This is a genomic window from Paraburkholderia lebeckiae, assembly GCF_050436325.1.
In the GTDB taxonomy this organism is placed as follows: Bacteria; Pseudomonadota; Gammaproteobacteria; order Burkholderiales; family Burkholderiaceae; genus Paraburkholderia; species Paraburkholderia tuberum.
Map to the genome: position 1 here is coordinate 3,187,408 of NZ_JBNDLZ010000002.1, position 17,271 is coordinate 3,204,678.

Annotated in this window: 12 protein-coding genes; 11 read left to right on the plus strand and 1 reads right to left on the minus strand. The window is 65.9% G+C overall.

Translation table 11 applies throughout. The features are described from left to right. Window position 1: 1 nt before the first annotated feature. The 11 genes from tagH to OKW44_RS18030 all read left to right on the plus strand — a co-directional run bounded on the left by tagH (window position 2) and on the right by OKW44_RS18030 (window position 14,665). Window positions 2-1,753 carry a type VI secretion system-associated FHA domain protein TagH gene (gene tagH / locus OKW44_RS17980; protein ID WP_018422987.1) on the plus strand — a complete coding sequence of 584 codons (1,752 nt, stop codon included), beginning with the start codon at window positions 2-4 and terminating at the stop codon, window positions 1,751-1,753. A 20-nt stretch (window positions 1,754-1,773) separates the two neighbouring features. After that, window positions 1,774-3,108: a type VI secretion system baseplate subunit TssK gene (gene tssK, locus OKW44_RS17985; RefSeq protein ID WP_018422986.1), complete on the plus strand. Its 1,335-nt coding sequence runs from the start codon at window positions 1,774-1,776 to the stop codon at window positions 3,106-3,108. Between the two features lie 23 nt (window positions 3,109-3,131). Beyond that, complete coding sequence (locus tag OKW44_RS17990; protein ID WP_026226254.1) at window positions 3,132-4,421, plus strand: DotU family type VI secretion system protein; 1,290 nt, start codon at window positions 3,132-3,134, stop codon at window positions 4,419-4,421. Between the two features lie 46 nt (window positions 4,422-4,467). Further along, on the plus strand, window positions 4,468-8,013 hold the full coding sequence (gene tssM, locus OKW44_RS17995) for a type VI secretion system membrane subunit TssM (protein WP_018422984.1): 3,546 nt from the start codon (window positions 4,468-4,470) through the stop codon (window positions 8,011-8,013). Beyond that, window positions 8,010-8,726: a type VI secretion system-associated protein TagF gene (gene tagF, locus OKW44_RS18000; RefSeq protein ID WP_018422983.1), complete on the plus strand. Its 717-nt coding sequence runs from the start codon at window positions 8,010-8,012 to the stop codon at window positions 8,724-8,726. The genes tssM and tagF overlap by 4 nt, the downstream gene beginning before the upstream one ends. Window positions 8,727-8,886: 160 nt before the next feature. Next, a complete protein-coding gene (locus OKW44_RS18005; protein WP_018422982.1) occupies window positions 8,887-9,492 on the plus strand; it encodes an OmpA family protein in 606 nt (201 codons plus the stop codon). Window positions 9,493-9,513: 21 nt separating this feature from the next. Further along, a complete protein-coding gene (locus OKW44_RS18010; protein ID WP_018422981.1) occupies window positions 9,514-10,440 on the plus strand; it encodes a hypothetical protein in 927 nt (308 codons plus the stop codon). Window positions 10,441-10,493: 53 nt separating this feature from the next. After that, on the plus strand, window positions 10,494-11,045 hold the full coding sequence (locus OKW44_RS18015; RefSeq protein ID WP_018422980.1) for a DNA/RNA non-specific endonuclease: 552 nt from the start codon (window positions 10,494-10,496) through the stop codon (window positions 11,043-11,045). Between the two features lie 164 nt (window positions 11,046-11,209). Next, the gene (locus tag OKW44_RS18020; protein ID WP_026226253.1) at window positions 11,210-12,232 is read left to right on the plus strand and encodes a FecR family protein; all 1,023 of its coding nucleotides are present in this window, start codon (window positions 11,210-11,212) and stop codon (window positions 12,230-12,232) included. 56 nt (window positions 12,233-12,288) lie between these two features. Beyond that, entirely contained in the window at window positions 12,289-13,167 is an 879-nt protein-coding gene (locus tag OKW44_RS18025) for a c-type heme family protein (RefSeq protein WP_018422978.1), read from the plus strand. 40 nt (window positions 13,168-13,207) lie between these two features. Continuing rightward, window positions 13,208-14,665 (plus strand): serine/threonine-protein kinase, encoded by a 1,458-nt coding sequence (locus tag OKW44_RS18030; RefSeq protein ID WP_018422977.1) that lies wholly within the window; start codon window positions 13,208-13,210, stop codon window positions 14,663-14,665. A gap of 89 nt (window positions 14,666-14,754) precedes the next feature. On the opposite strand, the gene OKW44_RS18035 is transcribed toward OKW44_RS18030, so the two are convergent. Beyond that, window positions 14,755-17,151 (minus strand): sensor domain-containing protein, encoded by a 2,397-nt coding sequence (locus OKW44_RS18035; protein ID WP_018422976.1) that lies wholly within the window; start codon window positions 17,149-17,151, stop codon window positions 14,755-14,757. Between the last annotated feature and the right edge of the window lie 120 nt (window positions 17,152-17,271).

Genomic DNA, 17,271 nt, shown 5'->3' on the forward strand with positions numbered 1-17,271 from the left:
AGTGAACTATCCGATTCTTTCGTTGCGGGTTGCGCGATTCAACGACGAGACGCTGGCCGAGCCGATCGCGATCGCGTTCGGCCCCGCCGGAGGCACGATTGGCCGGGCCAACGACTGCACGCTGGTGCTGCCCGATCAACAACGCGCGATCTCGCGCGTTCACGCGCGCGTCGAGTTTCGCGGCGGCGACTATCTGCTGTGCGATCTGGGCAGCAATCCGAGCGTGCTGAATCAGCGCGCGTTGGGCGGCACGCGCGAAGCGCGGCTCGCGGACGGCGACCGTCTGCTGATCGGTCCGTATCTGCTCGAGGTGTCGATCGGCGAGCAGGCGGCCGGCGTGCGCGGTCTGACGGGCGGGCGTGATCCGCTGAGTGCCGCGCAGGTGCTCAGTGGACCGTTGCCGGCCGATTCGCAAGGCGACGCGTTGCAGATGGGCGCGCTCGATCCACTCGGGCAGCCGGGCTTCGGCGAACCGCAGCGGGTCTCGTCGGGTCCGGGCTTTGCGGGCTCGGAGAGCGATCACGTGTCGCCGGAGTTGCAGGCGTTTTCGGCGCCGCAAGCATCCCGGCCCGACCCCGGCCGGCCTGCCACACCCACGGGGGGCATTCCGGCGGATTACGACCCGCTCGCGGATGCGTTGGCGCAATGGGAAACCCCCGGGCAGCCGGGCAGCCGCTCGCCGGCCGCGCCGCATCCTTCGCACGAGTTGCCGGGATGGCCCACTGCGCCCGCGCCCGCGCCTTTGGGCGGCCCGACCGGCTTGCCGCCGGGATTGCTCGATCCCGGCGCGGCAGGGTCGGCGGCGACACCGTTCGATGATCTGTTCGGGATACCGACAACGCCGTCGACGCAGTTTGCGCCATCGACCCCTTTGGCTCCCGTGGTGCCGGTGGTCGTGCCGGTGGTCGCGCCGCAGACCGCCACCGCGCGGGTGGCTGTACCTGGCGCGGCGCCGGGGCCGTCGTCCGCTGCGCAGCCCGCTTTGGAGCCCGCTTTGAAGCCCGTTGCGCAACAGCTTCAGCAGCCGGCTCCGTCCGCGGGCCCGATCACGTCAGCGCCTGCCGCGCCAGCGCCGACCGCCCAGCCGGCCCCGGTTGGCCACGCGGCCGCCGCCACTTCCGCGAGCCAGAACCCGGCCACCCTGCAGGCGCTGCTCGAAGGCCTCGGCCTCGATCCGTCGCGCGCGCCGAACCTGCCCGAAGCGGAGTTCGCGCGTCTGATCGGCACGATGCTGCGCGACGCGCTGCGCGGCACGATGGGCGTGCTGCGCGCGCGCTCGATGACCAAACGCGAAGCCCGTCTCGACACGACGATGATCGTCGCGCGCGACAACAATCCGCTCAAGTTTTTCCCGGACGTCGACAGCGCGCTGGCGCAGATGCTGACTGGCCGCTCGGCCGGTTATCTGCCGCCCGACGAGGCGCTCAGGCGCGCCTTCGACGATATCGAGGCGCACGAGCTCGCGGTGCTCGCCGGCATGCGCGCGGCGCTCGCGCACGTGCTCGGACGCTTCGATCCCGCTTCGATCGAAGCGCAGCTGAAAGACTCCGGTGCGCTCGAAAAAGTGCTGTCCAACCGCAAGGCGAAACTGTGGGATCTGTTCGTCGCATTGCAGAGCGCCGTCGCGCGCGAAGCCGACGACGACTTCCAGAGGCTCTTCGGTCAGGCGTTCAATGACGCGTACGAGGCCCAGATCGACGAACTGCGTGCGGCCCGCGAGCGTCAGCCGAAGCATCCCGCCGATCCCACCTAGAAACGTTTGAACGAGACAACATGTCCTGGAACAGCAAAGTCATCTGGTCGGAGGGGATGTTTCTGCAGCCCCAGCACTTGCAGCAGCACGACCGCTATCTGCAGCGGCAACTGGAGACGCGCGCGGCCGGCCTGCGTCCGTACAGTTGGGGCTTTACCGCGCTGGAGATCGACGAGTCGCTGCTCAAGCTCGGCAAGCTCGCGCTGCTGTCGTGCTCCGGCGTGATGCCGGACGGCACACCGTTCGATCTGCCCGCCGACGATGACTTGCCCGAGCCGCTCGAGATTCCCGAAGGCACCCGCAACATACTGGTCCAACTGGCGCTGCCGGTGCGCAGGCCGGGTGTCGCCGAAACCGGCAACGCAGCCAGCGAGGAGAACTTCGCGCGACACCGCGTCGCCGAATTCGACGTCAGCGACAGCAACGATCCGAATGCTGGCGCGGCGTTGCTGCAGATCGGCAAACTGCGCGTGCGTCTCGCGCTCGCTCCCGAAGTGGCGAATGCCTACACCGCGCTCGGCGTCGCGCGTGTGCTCGAGCGTCTGCCTGACAACCGCGTCGTGCTCGAAAACGACTACAGCCCGCCGTGTCTCGACTATCGGGTGGCGCGCCGTCTCGCGGCGTTCGTCGACGACCTCGTGGGCCTTCTGCATCAACGCGGTGAAGCGCTGGCCGGACGCCTTGCACAGCCCGGCGTGACGGGTGTCGCGGAAGTGGCCGATTTCCTGTTGCTGCAGTTGATCAATCGCCACGAGCCGCTGGCCGCGCATCTCTCGACGATGACAGGTTTCCATCCCGAGGCGCTGTACCAGGTGGCGGTGCAGTTGGCCGGCGAACTGGCGACCTTCAGCCAGGCGTCGAAGCGGCCGCCGGCGTATCCGGTGTATCGCCATGAGTGGTTGCGCGAAACGTTCGCACCGGTGATCGACGACATTCGCGCGTCGCTGAGCATGGTGATGGACCCGCACGCCGTGGCGATCCCGCTCGAAGAGCGCAAGTTCGGCTTGCGCGTGGCGATCGTGCCGGACAAGACGCTGTTTGCCGGCGCCACCTTCGTGCTCGCGGTGCGCGCGCAAATGCCGGCCGAGCACATCCTGACCGGCTTCGCGCCACAGGTGAAGATCGGCCCGATCGAACGCATTCGCGATCTCGTCAATCTGCAATTGCCGGGCGTCGGCCTGCGCGCGTTGCCCGTGGCGCCCCGGCAACTGCCGTTCCATGCGGGCTTTACCTACTTCGAACTCGATCGCGGCAACGAACTGTGGAAGCAGTTCGCGAATTCCGCGGGCATGGCGTTGCACGTCGCCGGCGACTTTCCCGGACTGACGATGGAGTTCTGGGCAATTCGCCGCTGATGCATTGATTGAGGAAGTTCATCGTGAGTCCAGACGAACCGCGTGGCCCCGCCGACGATCCCGGCGCGACGATTCTGATTCCGACACCGGGCGGCGCGCGGGCGGCGTTCATGGCGGCCGCGGCAACGCCCGCGCCGATGCTGCCCGCCGGCGGCGGTCTGAACCCGCTGTTGCGCGCGGCCAACCCGCTGATCGAACTGGCGCTGCCGTTGCGGCAGTTGCCGACCCATCCGAATGTGGAAGACCTGCGCAACCAGCTGATGCAAATGGTGCGCAACTTCGAGACGCAAGGCCGCGCCAACGGCATCGACGACGAGAAGCTCGGCGCCTCGCGCTATTGCCTGTGCACGTTCCTCGACGAAGCGATCGCCAGCACGCCATGGGGGGCGGGCTTGTGGGGCAGCCGCAGTTTGCTGGTGACGTTCCACAACGAGGCCTCGGGTGGCGAGCGCTTTTTCCTGATCCTGCAGCGTCTCGCGCAGAACCCCGCGGCCAATATCGACGTGCTCGAATTGATCTACGTGATTCTCGGCCTCGGTTTCGAAGGACGTTACCGTCTGATCGACGGTGGCCGCACGCAGCTCGACACGATCCGCGAACGCCTCGAACAGATGATTCGCGGCCAGCGCGGCGCGGCCGAACGCGATCTGTCGCCGCACTGGCTGCCGGTCAAGGTCGAACGCAAGCCGTTGCTGCAACTCGTGCCGTTGTGGGTGGCGGCGGCAATCGCCTGCCTCGTGCTGGTGATCGTCAATCTGGCGTTGAGCTTCAGGCTCAACGACATGTCCGACCGCGTGTTCGAAGCGCTGCACGGCATCCGCGTCGCGCCGGCTCCCGTGCTTGCCTCGAAGCTGGCGGCGGCGCCCAAACCTGCGCCGAAGCTATCGCAGTTCCTCGCGCCTGAAATTGCCCAAGGCCTGGTCCGTGTCTCGGAGTTGCCCGACCGGACTGTCGTCACGATCAATGGCGACGGCCTGTTCGGGTCGGGCAGCGCCGATCTGGCCGCGGGTTTCGTCCCGCTCATCCAGCGTATCGGCGACGCGTTGAAGGAAGTGCCGGGCAACGTGGTGGTCGCGGGTCATACGGACAGCCAGCGAGTCTTGTCCGCGCGCTTCCCGTCGAACTGGCATCTGTCGCAGGCGCGCGCCGAAGCGGTGCGCGACATGCTCGCGTCGCGGGCCGGCAACCCGGCCCGCTTCAGCGCCGAAGGGCGCGGCGACGCCGAGCCGATCGCACCGAACGACACCGCCGCGAATCGTGCGCGCAACCGCCGTGTCGATATCACGGTGCTGGCGCCGGGAGCGGCATCGTGAAGGCCTTCGGGATGATTCCGTCGCGGGTGGCGCAGGGGAGCCGGATATGAAAATCTTTGGCTGGCTCAGACGAGCCATCGTGCTGTCGTTGCTCGGCGTGCTCGCGCTGTCGCTGATCGTGTGGGTCGAGGGGCCGCTCGTCGCGTACGCGGGTCATGAGCCGCTCGAAAGCAACAGCAGCCGCTGGGCCGTGATCATCGTGTTGCTGCTGGTGTGGGCGGTGTACTGGAGCGTGCGCTGGATCGCGGTGCGTCTCGCCAACATCAAGTTCACTCGCGTGGTGGCAGAGGGACCGGCCGAGCCCGCGCCGGGCAAGAAAGAATCCGAGGCCGACGTCGCCGCGTTGAAGCAGCGTTTCGAAGCCGCCATGGCGACCTTGCGCAAGGCGCGGGTCAAGGGTCGCTTCGGTAGTCAGTACGTGTACCAGTTGCCGTGGTACATGTTCGTCGGCGCGCCCGGCACGGGCAAAACCACCGCGCTGTTGAACTCCGGGCTCAAGTTTCCGCTCGCCGAGCGGCTCGGCAAGCAGTCGATCGGCGGCGTGGGCGGCACGCGCAATTGCGACTGGTGGTTCACCGACGATGCGGTGCTGCTCGATACCGCGGGCCGCTTCACCACCCAGGATAGTTTCGCCGAAGCCGATCAGGCCGCGTGGGCCGGCTTCCTGCAACTGCTGCGCAAGTATCGGCCGCGCCGGCCGCTGAATGGCGTCATCGTGGCCTTGTCGACGCGCGACCTGCTGCAACTGTCCGACACGCAACGCGCGCAGCAGGCGCAAGCCGTGCGCGAGCGTCTCAGGGAACTGTACGGCAAGCTCGGCATGCGTTTTCCGGTCTACGTGATCGTGACCAAATGCGATCTGCTCGCGGGTTTCGCGGAATTCTTCGACGACCTCGGCCGCGACGAGCGCGAACAGGTCTGGGGCATGACGTTCCCGTTCACCGGGCGAGGCTCACCGGACGACGCACTGGCCGCGTTTCCCGCCGAATTCGACGCGCTGGAAAAGCAGCTGCAAGTCCGCGTGCTGAACCGTATGCAGCGCGAGACCGATGTCCGCCGGCGTGCGCTCGTCTATGGATTTCCGCAGCAGTTCGCGGGACTGCAAGCCGCACTGAAAAGCTTTCTCGACGAAACCTTCAGTACCTCGCGCTTCGAGGAGTCCGCGTTGCTGCGCGGCGTGTATTTCACGAGCGGCACCCAGGAAGGCCGGCCGATCGATCGCGTGATGAGCGCGGTCGCCTCGGCGCTCGGCTTCCAGCAACAGGTCGTGTTGCCCGATCCGGCGAGCGGGCGCGCTTACTTCATCACGCGGCTGCTGCGCGGCGTGATCTTCGAGGAAGCCGGACTCGCGGGCGTGAACCAGAAGCTGGAGCGGCGCCGCGCCTGGTTTCAGCGCGCCGCGCTGGCGGCGATCGGCATCGTCACGGTGCTGGCGCTGGTTCTGTTCTTCGTCAGCTATCAACGCAATCGCGCTTACGTCGCCGATGTTCGACAGCACGTTGCCGGGTTGCAGAAGCTCGCGCAGACCACCCAGCCGGGCGACAACCCGCTTGCGCTGCTGCCGCTGCTCAATGCCGCGCGCGACCTTCCCGGCGGTTACGCGGACCGCGACAGGAGCGTGCCGTGGCTGTCGCGCCTCGGCCTTTATCAGGGCGACAAGCTCGGCCTCGAAGCACAGACCAGTTATCGGCGGCTGTTGCGGCAGACCCTGTTGCCTCTGGTCGTGAGCCGCATGGAAGAAGAATTGCGCCGCGGTGACGCGAACAATCCCGACTTCCAGTACGAAGTCTTGCGCGCATATCTGATGCTGGGCGATTCGCTGCACTTCGACGCCGACTCGGTGCGCCTGTGGGCCGATGTCGATTGGCGCCGGGGGCCGTTGCGCGATGCCAGCGACGATCAGCGCAACGATCTCGACGGCCATCTCGCCGCGCTGTTCCAGCCGGCGCGCTTCGATGCGTCGCTGCCGCTCGACAAGGATCTGATCGCGCAGGCGCGCGCGACGCTCGCCAAAATGCCGTTGACGCAGCGTCTGTTCAACCGCGTCAAACGCGATCTCGAACAGAGCAGACTGCCGGAGTTCCGCGTCGCCAACGCGGCGGGGCGCAATGCCGCGCTGGTGCTCGTGCGCAAGAGCGGCGCGCCGTTGACGCGCGGTGTTTCAGGGGCGTACACGCGGACCGGCTATCAGAAGTTCGGCCAGTTGCGCGACGCGGCGGTGATCGATATCGCGAAGGACGATTGGGTGCTCGGCCGTCAGGAATCGGTATCGACGCCGAACGGTATCGAGGATCTGAAGGCGGGCATCACCCGGCTTTACTACGACGAGTACATCCGCCAGTGGGACGCATTGCTCAACGATATCGACGTGGTGCCGTTCGACGGCGTGCAGCAGGGGGCACGCGTGGCGAATGTGCTCGCGGCGCCCGACTCGCCGCTGCGCTCGCTGATGCTGGCCGCGGCGCAGGAAACCACGCTGGGCAGCACCAAAACGGGCGGCTCGCTGACGGAGCAGGGCGTTGCCGCGTTGACCAACAAGCTCGATGCGGCCAAAAAGCGCCTCGAGAGCGCGCTCGGCAACCAGCCGGAAGACGCGGCAGCGCCCGCGCCGGCCGAACTCAATCCGGTCGACGCGCATTTCCAGGCGCTGCACGAACTGGCCGGCAAACCCGGCGCACCGGGCCCGGCTCCGCTGGACGCGCAACTCGCCGCGCTGAAGGACGCCGCGACCTATCTGGAGGCCGCGGACTCGGCGCGCCGTCAGGGCTTGCCGCCGCCGCCCGGCGATGCGTTGAACAAGCTCAAGCTGGTGGCCCAGGGGGCGCCGCCGCCGCTTGCGACGGTGGCCACCAGCGTCGCGAGCGGGGCGGGGTCGCTGATGGTGGGCGGCGAGCGGGCGCGCCTGAACGCGTTGTGGCAGGCGAACGTCGCGCAGTTGTGCCGGCAGGCGCTCGACGGTCGCTATCCTCTCGTGCGCGGCTCGACGCGCGACGTCGCGCCCGACGATTTCGGCAGGCTGCTGAGCCCAGGCGGCCTGATCGACGATTTCTTCCAGAAGAATCTGGCAACGATGGTCGACATGTCGGGACCGCAGTGGAAATGGCGCAGCGGCGTCGATACGCTCGGCATCCCCGTCGACGTGCTCGGCCAGTTCCAGCGCGCCGCGCAGATCCGCGACGCGTTCTTCCGGGCCGGCGGCCGAGACGTGTCGGTGCGCTTCACGGTGAAGCCGCTCACCATCGATCCATCGATTACCCAGTTCACGCTCGACATCGATGGGCAGCAAATGGTCGTCAAACCCGACGCGCCGCAATCGATGGTGTTCCAGTGGCCGAGCGGCAAGGGCACCGGCCAGGCCCACGTCGAGTTCACGCCGGCGGGCAGCGCACCGGCGGCGCGCGCCGACGGACCGTGGGCACTGCTGCATCTGATGGACGATGCGCGTCTGCAACCCACCGCGCAACCCGACCGCTTTCGCCTGAGCTTCGACTCGGATGGCCGGCGCGCGGAGTTCGAACTGGCAGCCAGCAGCATCGTGAATCCGTTTCGCCGTGCCATGCTCGAACAGTTTCGCTGTCCGGATCGGCTATGAGCGGCGAGCTTGCGCCGGAGCCGACATCCGGGCCCGGCTTCTTCGGCAAGGTGCGCACGCATGGCGACTTCGTGGGACGGCGCTTGCCAGTCGAGTTCGTCACGCGTTGGGACGAGCGCTTGCAGGAAGGCATGTTGCTCTCGCGGCAGCGCTTTGGCGCGCAGTGGCTGGAACTGTATCTGAATGCCCCGGTGTGGTGTTTCGTGCTGGGCGCGGGTCTGTATGGCCCGAGCGCGTGGGCGGGCGTTCTGACGCCGGGCGTGGACCGTGTGGGGCGCTATTTTCCGTTCACGATCGCTGAGGCGATCGACGGCGCCGAACTCGCACGGCGACTGGCCGATGCGCAAGGATGGTATGACCGCTTGGTGGCGCTCGCATTGTCGACACTGACGCAGGAATTCGCCCTCGATGCTTTCGACGCGGCGTTGCGAGCCGAGAGCCTGTTCAATGGGGATCGCGCATCGACGCCGTGGCGGCTCGCCGTACCTGATGCAGCCGACGGCGGATTCGCCGCCTTGCTCGAACAGACCGTCGCCATGGGACACGCGGTCTGGTGGAGCGACGGATCGCCGGCCGTGCCGGCTTCGGCGAGAGTTTCCGCGGGCACGACGACCGGCTTGCAGTTCGCGAGTCTGCTCGACGTCGGCACGCAAGAGTGGGATTCGGTGATCGACGTAATTGCGAACCCGGACGCACAGCAACGGCATCACTGACGTCGCCGCCGCGGGTAAGGGTAAGCGTTTCAAATTGACTTCCCATCATTCGTCTTTAAAGGATGAGGCTGTCATACGCCGGTTCGCGCCGGTGTTCGCCGACGGTCCGTAAAGGGGCGCTGGCGGCCTCACCGCAACTCCATTCTGCGGAGATCGCCGTATGTCACGCCTGACCCATCCGTCTTCCGCACGACGCATTCCGGGCGGCGTTCTGTCCGCCACGCTGTGCTTGCTCGCATTGCTGTGCACCGCCACGCGCGCAGCCGAACCGGTCCTGAACGAGCAGGACATCAACGAGCAGTCGGTGACGCGCGCGCTCGAGCCCGACCAGTCGGGCGAGTCGGGCGAGAACGTCGTGACGCGCGGCTTCGTGCTGTCGAACAAGCCGCCGTCCGCCGCGCCGCGCCCCGCGCCCGCGAGAAAACCCGCCGCGCAAATCCTGATCACGTTCGCCACCAATTCGGCCACGCTCACCGACAGCGCGAAGGCCGCGCTCGACAAGGTCGCCGGTGCATTGCAGTCGGAGAAACTCGCGGCGTACCGGTTTCGCGTCGAAGGGCATGCCGATCCTCGCGGGTCGCCCGATGCCAACATGAAGCTCTCCGAAGACCGTGCGGCCGCGGTGGTCGAATATCTGACGCAGAAAGACGGTATCTCGGCGGAGCGGCTATCGTCGCTCGGCAAAGGTTCTTCCGATCCGTTGAACAAGCGCAATCCGACGGCGCCCGAGAACCGTCGGGTGACGATCGTCACGGTCACGGATTAGGCGCTTTCGAGGTTGCCGCCGATGACACGTTATCGCGTGTATTGCGACGTGGCGAGGGGTGTGGCGCTGCTGTTCGCGTGCGTCGCCACGATCGCGCTCGCCGCGGGTCCGCAGGACTCGAACAACGCCGCCGACAGACCCGCGGCCGTCGACGACGACACCGGAGCGGTGCGCTTGCCGCTTGCCCGGCTCGCCGCCGCGTTGGCCCCCGACGCGCGCCTGCAACTGTTCACCGTGACGGACCAACCAGGCCTCCATGTGATGCAGGCGGCCAGCCTCGAGCAACAGGGCGCGATGTTCACGCGCGTGGTGGCATTGCTCGAACGCCGCGATATGCCGCGCGACCGCGTGGTGTCGGCGACGGCCATCGCGGCTCACGCGCGGCGCTTTGGCACCGACCCCGCCGGGCTGACGGCGGGCAACAACTTCAGCACGGAGGAGTTGACGCATTTTTTCGAACTCGCGCGCGAGCAGGGCGTGGTGCTGAACCAGGGCGAGCGCATGTTGCAGACGATTCTCGTGCGATGGCGTTTGATTCGCGAGGAGCAGGGCATCTGGAAAGCGGCGAGCGCACACGATTTTCTGATCACCATTCCCGGGCTGGGTCGCGCGCCAGGCGGCGAAACGATCGACGCCACGGTCAGGGCCGCGATCCTCAGTCACGAATTGGGCCATTGGCAGTACTTTTCGGACGGCGCCTACGCACATGCGTGCCGCGCGTTCTGGTGGCAGGTATTGAGCTTCGAGGAGCGCGCGGAGTTGACCCGGCAACTGGAGAATCTCGGCTACGACCCGAGCGACCGGATCGTGATCGATGAGATGCAGGCCTATTTGCTGCATACGCCCGCGCGCTATATGCCGATCATCGACACGCCGGGACCTGGCGGCGTCGATGTCGGCAAGGTGCGGCGGCGCTTGCAGGAGGCGGTCGCGAGAGCGGGCGGATAGCAAGGACGAAGCGAGTCGCGCGAACCGCGCGACACACGCTGTCGAGGTGACGCATGACGGATTACGCAGAACTCAACCGCATTTTGCCGCGCCTGTCGCACGCGCATGCGACCGCTGCGTTTAGCGACGAGGTGGCCCCGCTGCTGGTCGCCCTGTGGGCTGATGATTATGTTCGGCGCGTGGCATCGTGCGAATTGCTCGAAACTTCCGTGGGCCAGTTTTCATATCTGTTCGATATGACGACCGAGCGCCTCATTGCAGCGTGGGGAATCAGTCAGGGAAAGAGTACGGTGGCGCGCAAGGAAATCGCGACGCGGATGCGCGGACATCCGCTCGCCAACGGCGGGACCTATCACCGGGGGCACGCCATTCCGCACACGCTCGGCGGTTCGACCGATATCAACCTCGTGCCGCAGCTGGGCAAGATCAATTCGGGGCCGTTCCGGGCGTTGGAACGACTGGCGGTCAGCCATGCGGGAGCGCTTTACTTCACCTACTGGCTGTACGGGCCGGGCAATAGTCAGGTGCCCGTTGGCGTGGAGCAGGGGCTTCTGATGCCGGGGGCCACTGCGTGCACGTTCAAGCTGGCGACGTTTGGGAATTGAGGCAAGCGCGGCGGTCCGCAAAAAACAACGCTATGCGCGTCTTTTTGAAAGCCGCGCGCCGCGATTGGGAAATACGCCGTGTGTCGGCCTTCGTCGGTTAACCCCTCGACGAATCGGACCGTCTACGATAAACAGTACCGCAGACACCGACGTAACGGACCCCGATGATGCCATCCGCTCGCCGTTTCCTCGTCATGCTGGCGTCAGCCTTCCTGCGCGCACGCGCGGGCGGCGCGCTGGCGCTGTTTGCGTCGGCTGTGCCGCTCGCCCACGCGGACGTCGTCGTCTCGTTCGCCGAGAGTCCGGTGTCGGTGATTCGCGGCGCCTCGCTGTATCGGACGGGCGAAGGCGCCAGGCTGCGCGACGACGACATCATCGAAACCGACGCCGGCAAATCCGCGCAGCTCGAAGACGGGGCGGGGACGCTGATCGCGCTCGGGCCGCAAACGCAAATTCTGCTCAAAACGCCGTCGGCGCCGCAAAACGCCGCGGCGGGGCCGCTGCGAATCACGATGCTGAGCGGCTGGCTCAAGGTTGGCTGCAACGTGAGCGCAGGCGCGCAACCGCCGCTGTCGATCGAGCTTCACGGCCTCGACATCAAACCTTCAGGCAATGGTCCGTGGTCGGTCGTCGCGATGACCACCGGCGAGCGCGCCGCAATCTTCGCGGAGTCCGGAGATGACGCGATCGTCGTCGTTCGCGCCCCTGCCCAGGCGCCCAGGCAAATTCTGCACGCGGGCCAGTACCTCGAGCGACGTGCCGACGGGCCCCTGCGCGCGCAAGCGCGGCCATCGACGGAGTTCATCGGCACGATGCCGCCGGGCTTTCGGGACCCGCTGGTCGGGGTGGCGGGACGGCTCGCGAGCAGGCACGAACTTGCCGCGCCACTGCGCGCCGTCGATTACGCCGACGTCTCCGACTGGCTCACGAGCAGCGTCAGCGAGCGTGCCACCTTCGTCAAACGCTTTGTGCCGCGCCTGAAGACTGCGGCCTTCCGCGCGCAGGTCGACACCCATCTGGACGTTCTGCCGGAATGGCGGCCGATTTTGCATCCGCCGCCGCCACGCCCGGCGAGCGAGCCACACAAAAGGCCCGCGCAAGCGCCGCCGCTAGCGCGTCCGGAATCCGGCGCCGGATCGTTGTACCGGGACAAACCCACGCCGGACGACGCCGACGACGCGCATTGACATACCATGCACCACCAAGGCGTTGACTCCCTTGCAACCATTCGCGTGGAGCGTCCATGAACCTGTCGTTGACTCTGAAATTCAATCTCGCCTTCCTCGTCGTGTTCGCCGCGGGATTCGCCGCGACGGGTTTCGTGGCCGATCGGGTGTTGCAGGAAAACGCGGTGCAGACAACCGTGCGCGACGCGAGCCTGATGATCGAAGCCGCTACCGCAGCGCAAAACTACACGTCCGATCAGGTGACGCCGCTGCTTGCCACGCAGATCAAATACGCATTCGTCCCGCAGTCGATTCCCGCGTATTCCGCCGTCGAGAGCCTGCTCGCGATCCAGAAGAAGTTTCCGGGCTTCTCGTACAAGAGCGCGATGCTCGATCCGACCAACCCGCGCGACCGCGCCACGGACTGGGAGACCGATGTGATCCGGCGCCTGCATGACCACCCCGAATTGCCCGAACTGATTGGCGAACGCGCGACGCCGTCGGGCCCCAGCCTTTACATCGCGCGGCCCACCCGCATCGACTCGGCCGCGTGCCTCGAATGCCACAGCACGCCCAGCGCGGCGCCGCGCACGATGATCGACAAATATGGGCCGGCGAACGGCTTCAACTGGCCCCTGCATGAGACGATCGGCGCGCAGGTCGTGTCCGTGCCGATGTCGCTGCCGCTGGGACAGGCGCACAGGGTCTGGCGCACGTTCATGCTGTCGTTCGCCGCGGTGTTCGGATGCGTGCTGATCGCGCTGAACCTGATGGTGCATTTCCTCGTGACGAAGCGGCTCAAGGCTTTGTCGCGCGCGGCCGACGAAGTCAGTCTCGGCAAGCTCGACACCGCATCGTTTTCGACGCGCGGCGGCGACGAAATCGCCTCGCTCGCGGTCTCGTTCAACCGCATGAAAACGAGTCTCGTCGAAGCGCTGCGGATGCTGGGGGCGTAAGCTGGCGTGATCGGCCAGGCGCCCCTCGACCGGAACCCGAATGAGCAACGAAGCAACCCCTACGCGCATTGGCAAGTACCGCATCGACCGCGTGCTGGGGAGGGGCGCCATGGGCGTCGTCTATCTCGCGTTCGACCCGCACCTGGAAAGACCGGTGGCGCTGAAAACCGTGCGTCGCGAACTGCTCGCCGGCGAGGACACGAGTGGCGACATGCTGCTGCGTTTTCGCAACGAGGCACGCGCGGCCGGTCGGCTCGCGCATCCGAACATCGTCACGGTCCACGATTTCGGCGAAGACGGCGATACGGCTTATATCGTGATGGAGTACGTCGCCGGGCATGGCCTCGATACATTGCTGGTGCCGGGCCACGCGTTGCCGCTGTCGGACGCTTTCCACTGGCTCGCGCAACTGCTCGCCGCGCTCGCGTATGCGCATGAGGCCGGCGTCGTGCACCGCGATATCAAGCCAGCAAATCTGCTCGTCACGGCGGCGGGGCTTCTGAAGGTCGCCGATTTTGGCGTCGCGCGCATCGGCTCATCCGCAACCTCGTCCGGGTGGATGATCGGTACGCCGAGCTACATGTCGCCCGAGCAGTTCGAGGGCGAATCGGTCGATGCCCGCGCGGACCTGTTCTCGGCCGGCGTCGTGCTGTACCGGATGCTGACCGGCCGCCAGCCGTTCGTCGGCTCGCCGGCCACGATCAGGCAGAAGATCATCAAAGATGCGCCGGCCCGGCCGTCGGAAATCGTCTCCGCGTTGCCGCCGGCGTTCGACGCGATGGTCGCGAAAGCACTCGCGAGGCGGCCGGACGACCGCTTCGGTTCGGCTGCGGAATGGCTCGCGAGCTTGAGGTCGTTGGCCGTCTCACCGGCGGCGGGCGACGATGACCGGACTATCGTGACGCCGTCCGCGTATTGGTCCGCGTCCGCTTCCTTGCCAGCGCATGCGACGGGCGTCGGCCCCGCACCTGTGCCCCTGCCCTCGGCGCCGCCGAGTTGGCCGCCTGAGATGCTCGCGCGCATCGAACGCCAACTCGCGACCCAGATGGGCCCGCTCGCGAGCCTTCTGGTGCGACGCGCGGCCACCCAGACGAACGACCTGCCGACGCTCGGCGCGCAGCTGGCGGCGGCGTTGCCGGACACGGCGCGGCTTGAATTCGAGCAGGCCTTCGCGCGGCTGACGGCTGGCTTGCCCGATATGTCGATGATGACCTCGTCATCGCCGGGCTCACGCGTCGCGACGGCTGCCGCAAAGGTATCGGCTGTATCGCCCGCGAGCGCCGCGGGCACGTCAACAGACAGTGCGATCGATCAGGCCAGCATCGATGCCGTCGCCGTAAAACTGGCCGTCTATCTGGGCCCGATCGCGAAGATGATCGCCAGTCGCGAGGCGCGGCACGCAGCGAATTTCGACGAGTTCGTCCAGCGGGTCGAGGACTGCATCACCGACCCCGCGCAACGCGGTCGATTCCGGCACGATGTCGATTCATCCAGTTAGCCCGCAGCGCCGATGGAGAGGCCTGCGTCATCGTATATAGGTCGAGGCCGGCAATCGCTAATTGCGCGCGGTCGTCGCGGAGCTGTTCGTCAGTTGGAGCAGTAGCTGGTTGCTCCCGCTGCGGACAAAGGCACGAAGCTTTCGCACTGAACCAGATTCTCCGCATTCATCGGGTTCGTCAAAAAGAACCCTTGCACGTAGTCGCAGCCTGCGTCGCGCAGCGCATGCAACTGTTGATTCGTTTCGACACCTTCGGCCGTCACTTTGATGCCGAGTTCGTGCGACATCTGAATGATGCCCCGAACGATCGAGGCGGCCGCCGCGTCGCGGCCCAGCCGGGCCGTAAACGAGCGGTCGATCTTGACGATGTCCGGCGAAAAATCGGCCAGATAACGCAGGCTCGAGTACGCCGTTCCAAAGTCGTCGATGGCGATGCGCACGCCAAGGCGCTTGAGCGCCATCAGCGTTGTCTGCACGAGTGAGGGGTTTTCCATCAACGCGCTTTCTGTCAGTTCGATCTGGAGGCAGTGCGGCGGCACCCGATGTTTTCGTAGCGCCTGATCGACTATCGCGACAAGCGAGTCATCTCTGAGCTGACGCGCGGACACGTTCACCGACATGGACAGCTCTTTCCTTCCGGCGGCCTGCCAGACGGCCAGTTGAGCGAGGGCGGCGTCCACGACCCATGCCCCGACTTCGACGATGAACCCGCTTTCTTCGAGGATCGGAATGAATCTGCCCGGACCCACCAGGCCGCGTGCTGGATGATTCCATCGAACCAGTGCTTCGACGCCTTTCACCGCCAGAGAGGCTGGCTCATGAATACCCTGGAAATGCAGCACGAATTGGTTCGACGCCAGCGCCGTGGGCAGATTGCACTCCAGTTCGAAATCGCCGAGCACATCGCTGGATGCTTCGTCGGCGAACCGGAAGCCGTTGCGACCGCCTTTTTTCGCCGCATACATCGCGATATCCGCGCTCGTCAGCAGCGCCTCGTGATCGCGGCCGTGCTCGGGAAAGATCGATATGCCGATCGACGCCGTGACGAATGGCGCGGCGTGGTCTTTTCGAACGTCGCTTGAAAACAGGTTCAGCAGAGACTGCGCCAGGCTCGCCAACGTGGCCTTGTCGCTCTCGCCCCTGACGATCACCGCGAACTCGTCTCCGCCGAGGCGCGCTACACAGGCATCCGGCGGCAGGGCTCCCTGAATGACTTTGGCGATGTCCTGCAACAGACGGTCAGCGGCCGTATGGCCCAGCGTATCGTTCAGGACCTTGAATCGGTCGAGATCGACGAACATCAGACCGAAGGCGACGTTCTGCCTGCAAAGCGTCTTCATCTGGCGGATCAGCGCGCCCCGGTTAGCCAAACCTGTCAGGCCATCGGTGTGGGCCAGATGATCGAGCGCCGCGAGGCGTTCCTGTTCCAGCGTGATGTCCTCGCTGACACCGACGATGCGCACCACGTTCGCGGAGCCATCGCACACGGGATAGGCCGTGCTTCTGATCCAGCGCAGGCAACCATCCGGACGGCGGATGCGGTATTCGAAGCGACCTTCCGCCACCTCGGACGCGACGCGGTTCATCTCGGCGAGCAATGGCTCCAGATCGTCCGGCACCACGAGATCGAGCCACGCGGAAGGCCTGTTGCCAAGCTCTTGAGGCGTAATGCCGAACACGCTTTCGACACCTGCGCTGACATGATGACAGTGTTCAAAATGCGAGCTATACGAATAGAACACGAGCCGGACATGCAACTCCATTTCATGCATCAATTCATCGCGTTCGCGCAGTGTCTTCAACAACTCGGATTGCTGGGTGACGTCCTCTGAAGCACAAAGCAGCGCGCTCACCGCACCGTCGTCACCCGTCACTGGCGTGAGCGTGGAGTTCCACCACCTGGTACGCCCCCTCGTCGTCGCGCAGCTTCCAGTGAACGATGTGCTCTTGCCGGAAACGGCGCCCGCCAAAGCCTTCTCGGCGGCCGTGCGGTCCTCGCCGGTCCAGAAAGCGAGCCAGTCCGCGCCGGATAGTTGCTCCGGTGACTCCGCTTCCATCAACATCGCGCCATGCTCTGACACCCGCAGCATTTTTCCGTCGGTAGCGAGCACCTTCAGGCAGTCGCGATTCGCGTGCAGAAGCCCGCTCGCCAGTGCGGTGGCGGCGCTTTGCCGCGCGTAATCGAGGCCGAGTTTGCGACGAACGATCGCGAGACCGGCGACGCCCGATACCATCGACAATGAGACACGCAGCGTAGCCGCCGCTTCGCTGACTGCTTGATGCACAAGAGCGCCGATGCCAACGCCGGCAACGACGGCAATGCAGAAACTTGTCAGCGGTATGGTCCTGCGTTGACCATACCGCGACAGGAAATAGGAAAGAAACTGCTGGTTGCGAGCTGACCAGCCATTGACGTGCGCATCGCTATCGACCCGGGTCTCGATCGGGTTGCTTTTTTTAGGACGCGCAGCCGCTTTGAATCTCACGCTGTTCTCCGACTACCGGGTTGAGCGACGGCTCGAACGCTGCGAGCCGCCTCACTTTTATTATTACGGTAGGGATTCACAAAACTTTAATGCGGGGAAACGAGCGGGAACCGTGGTTCG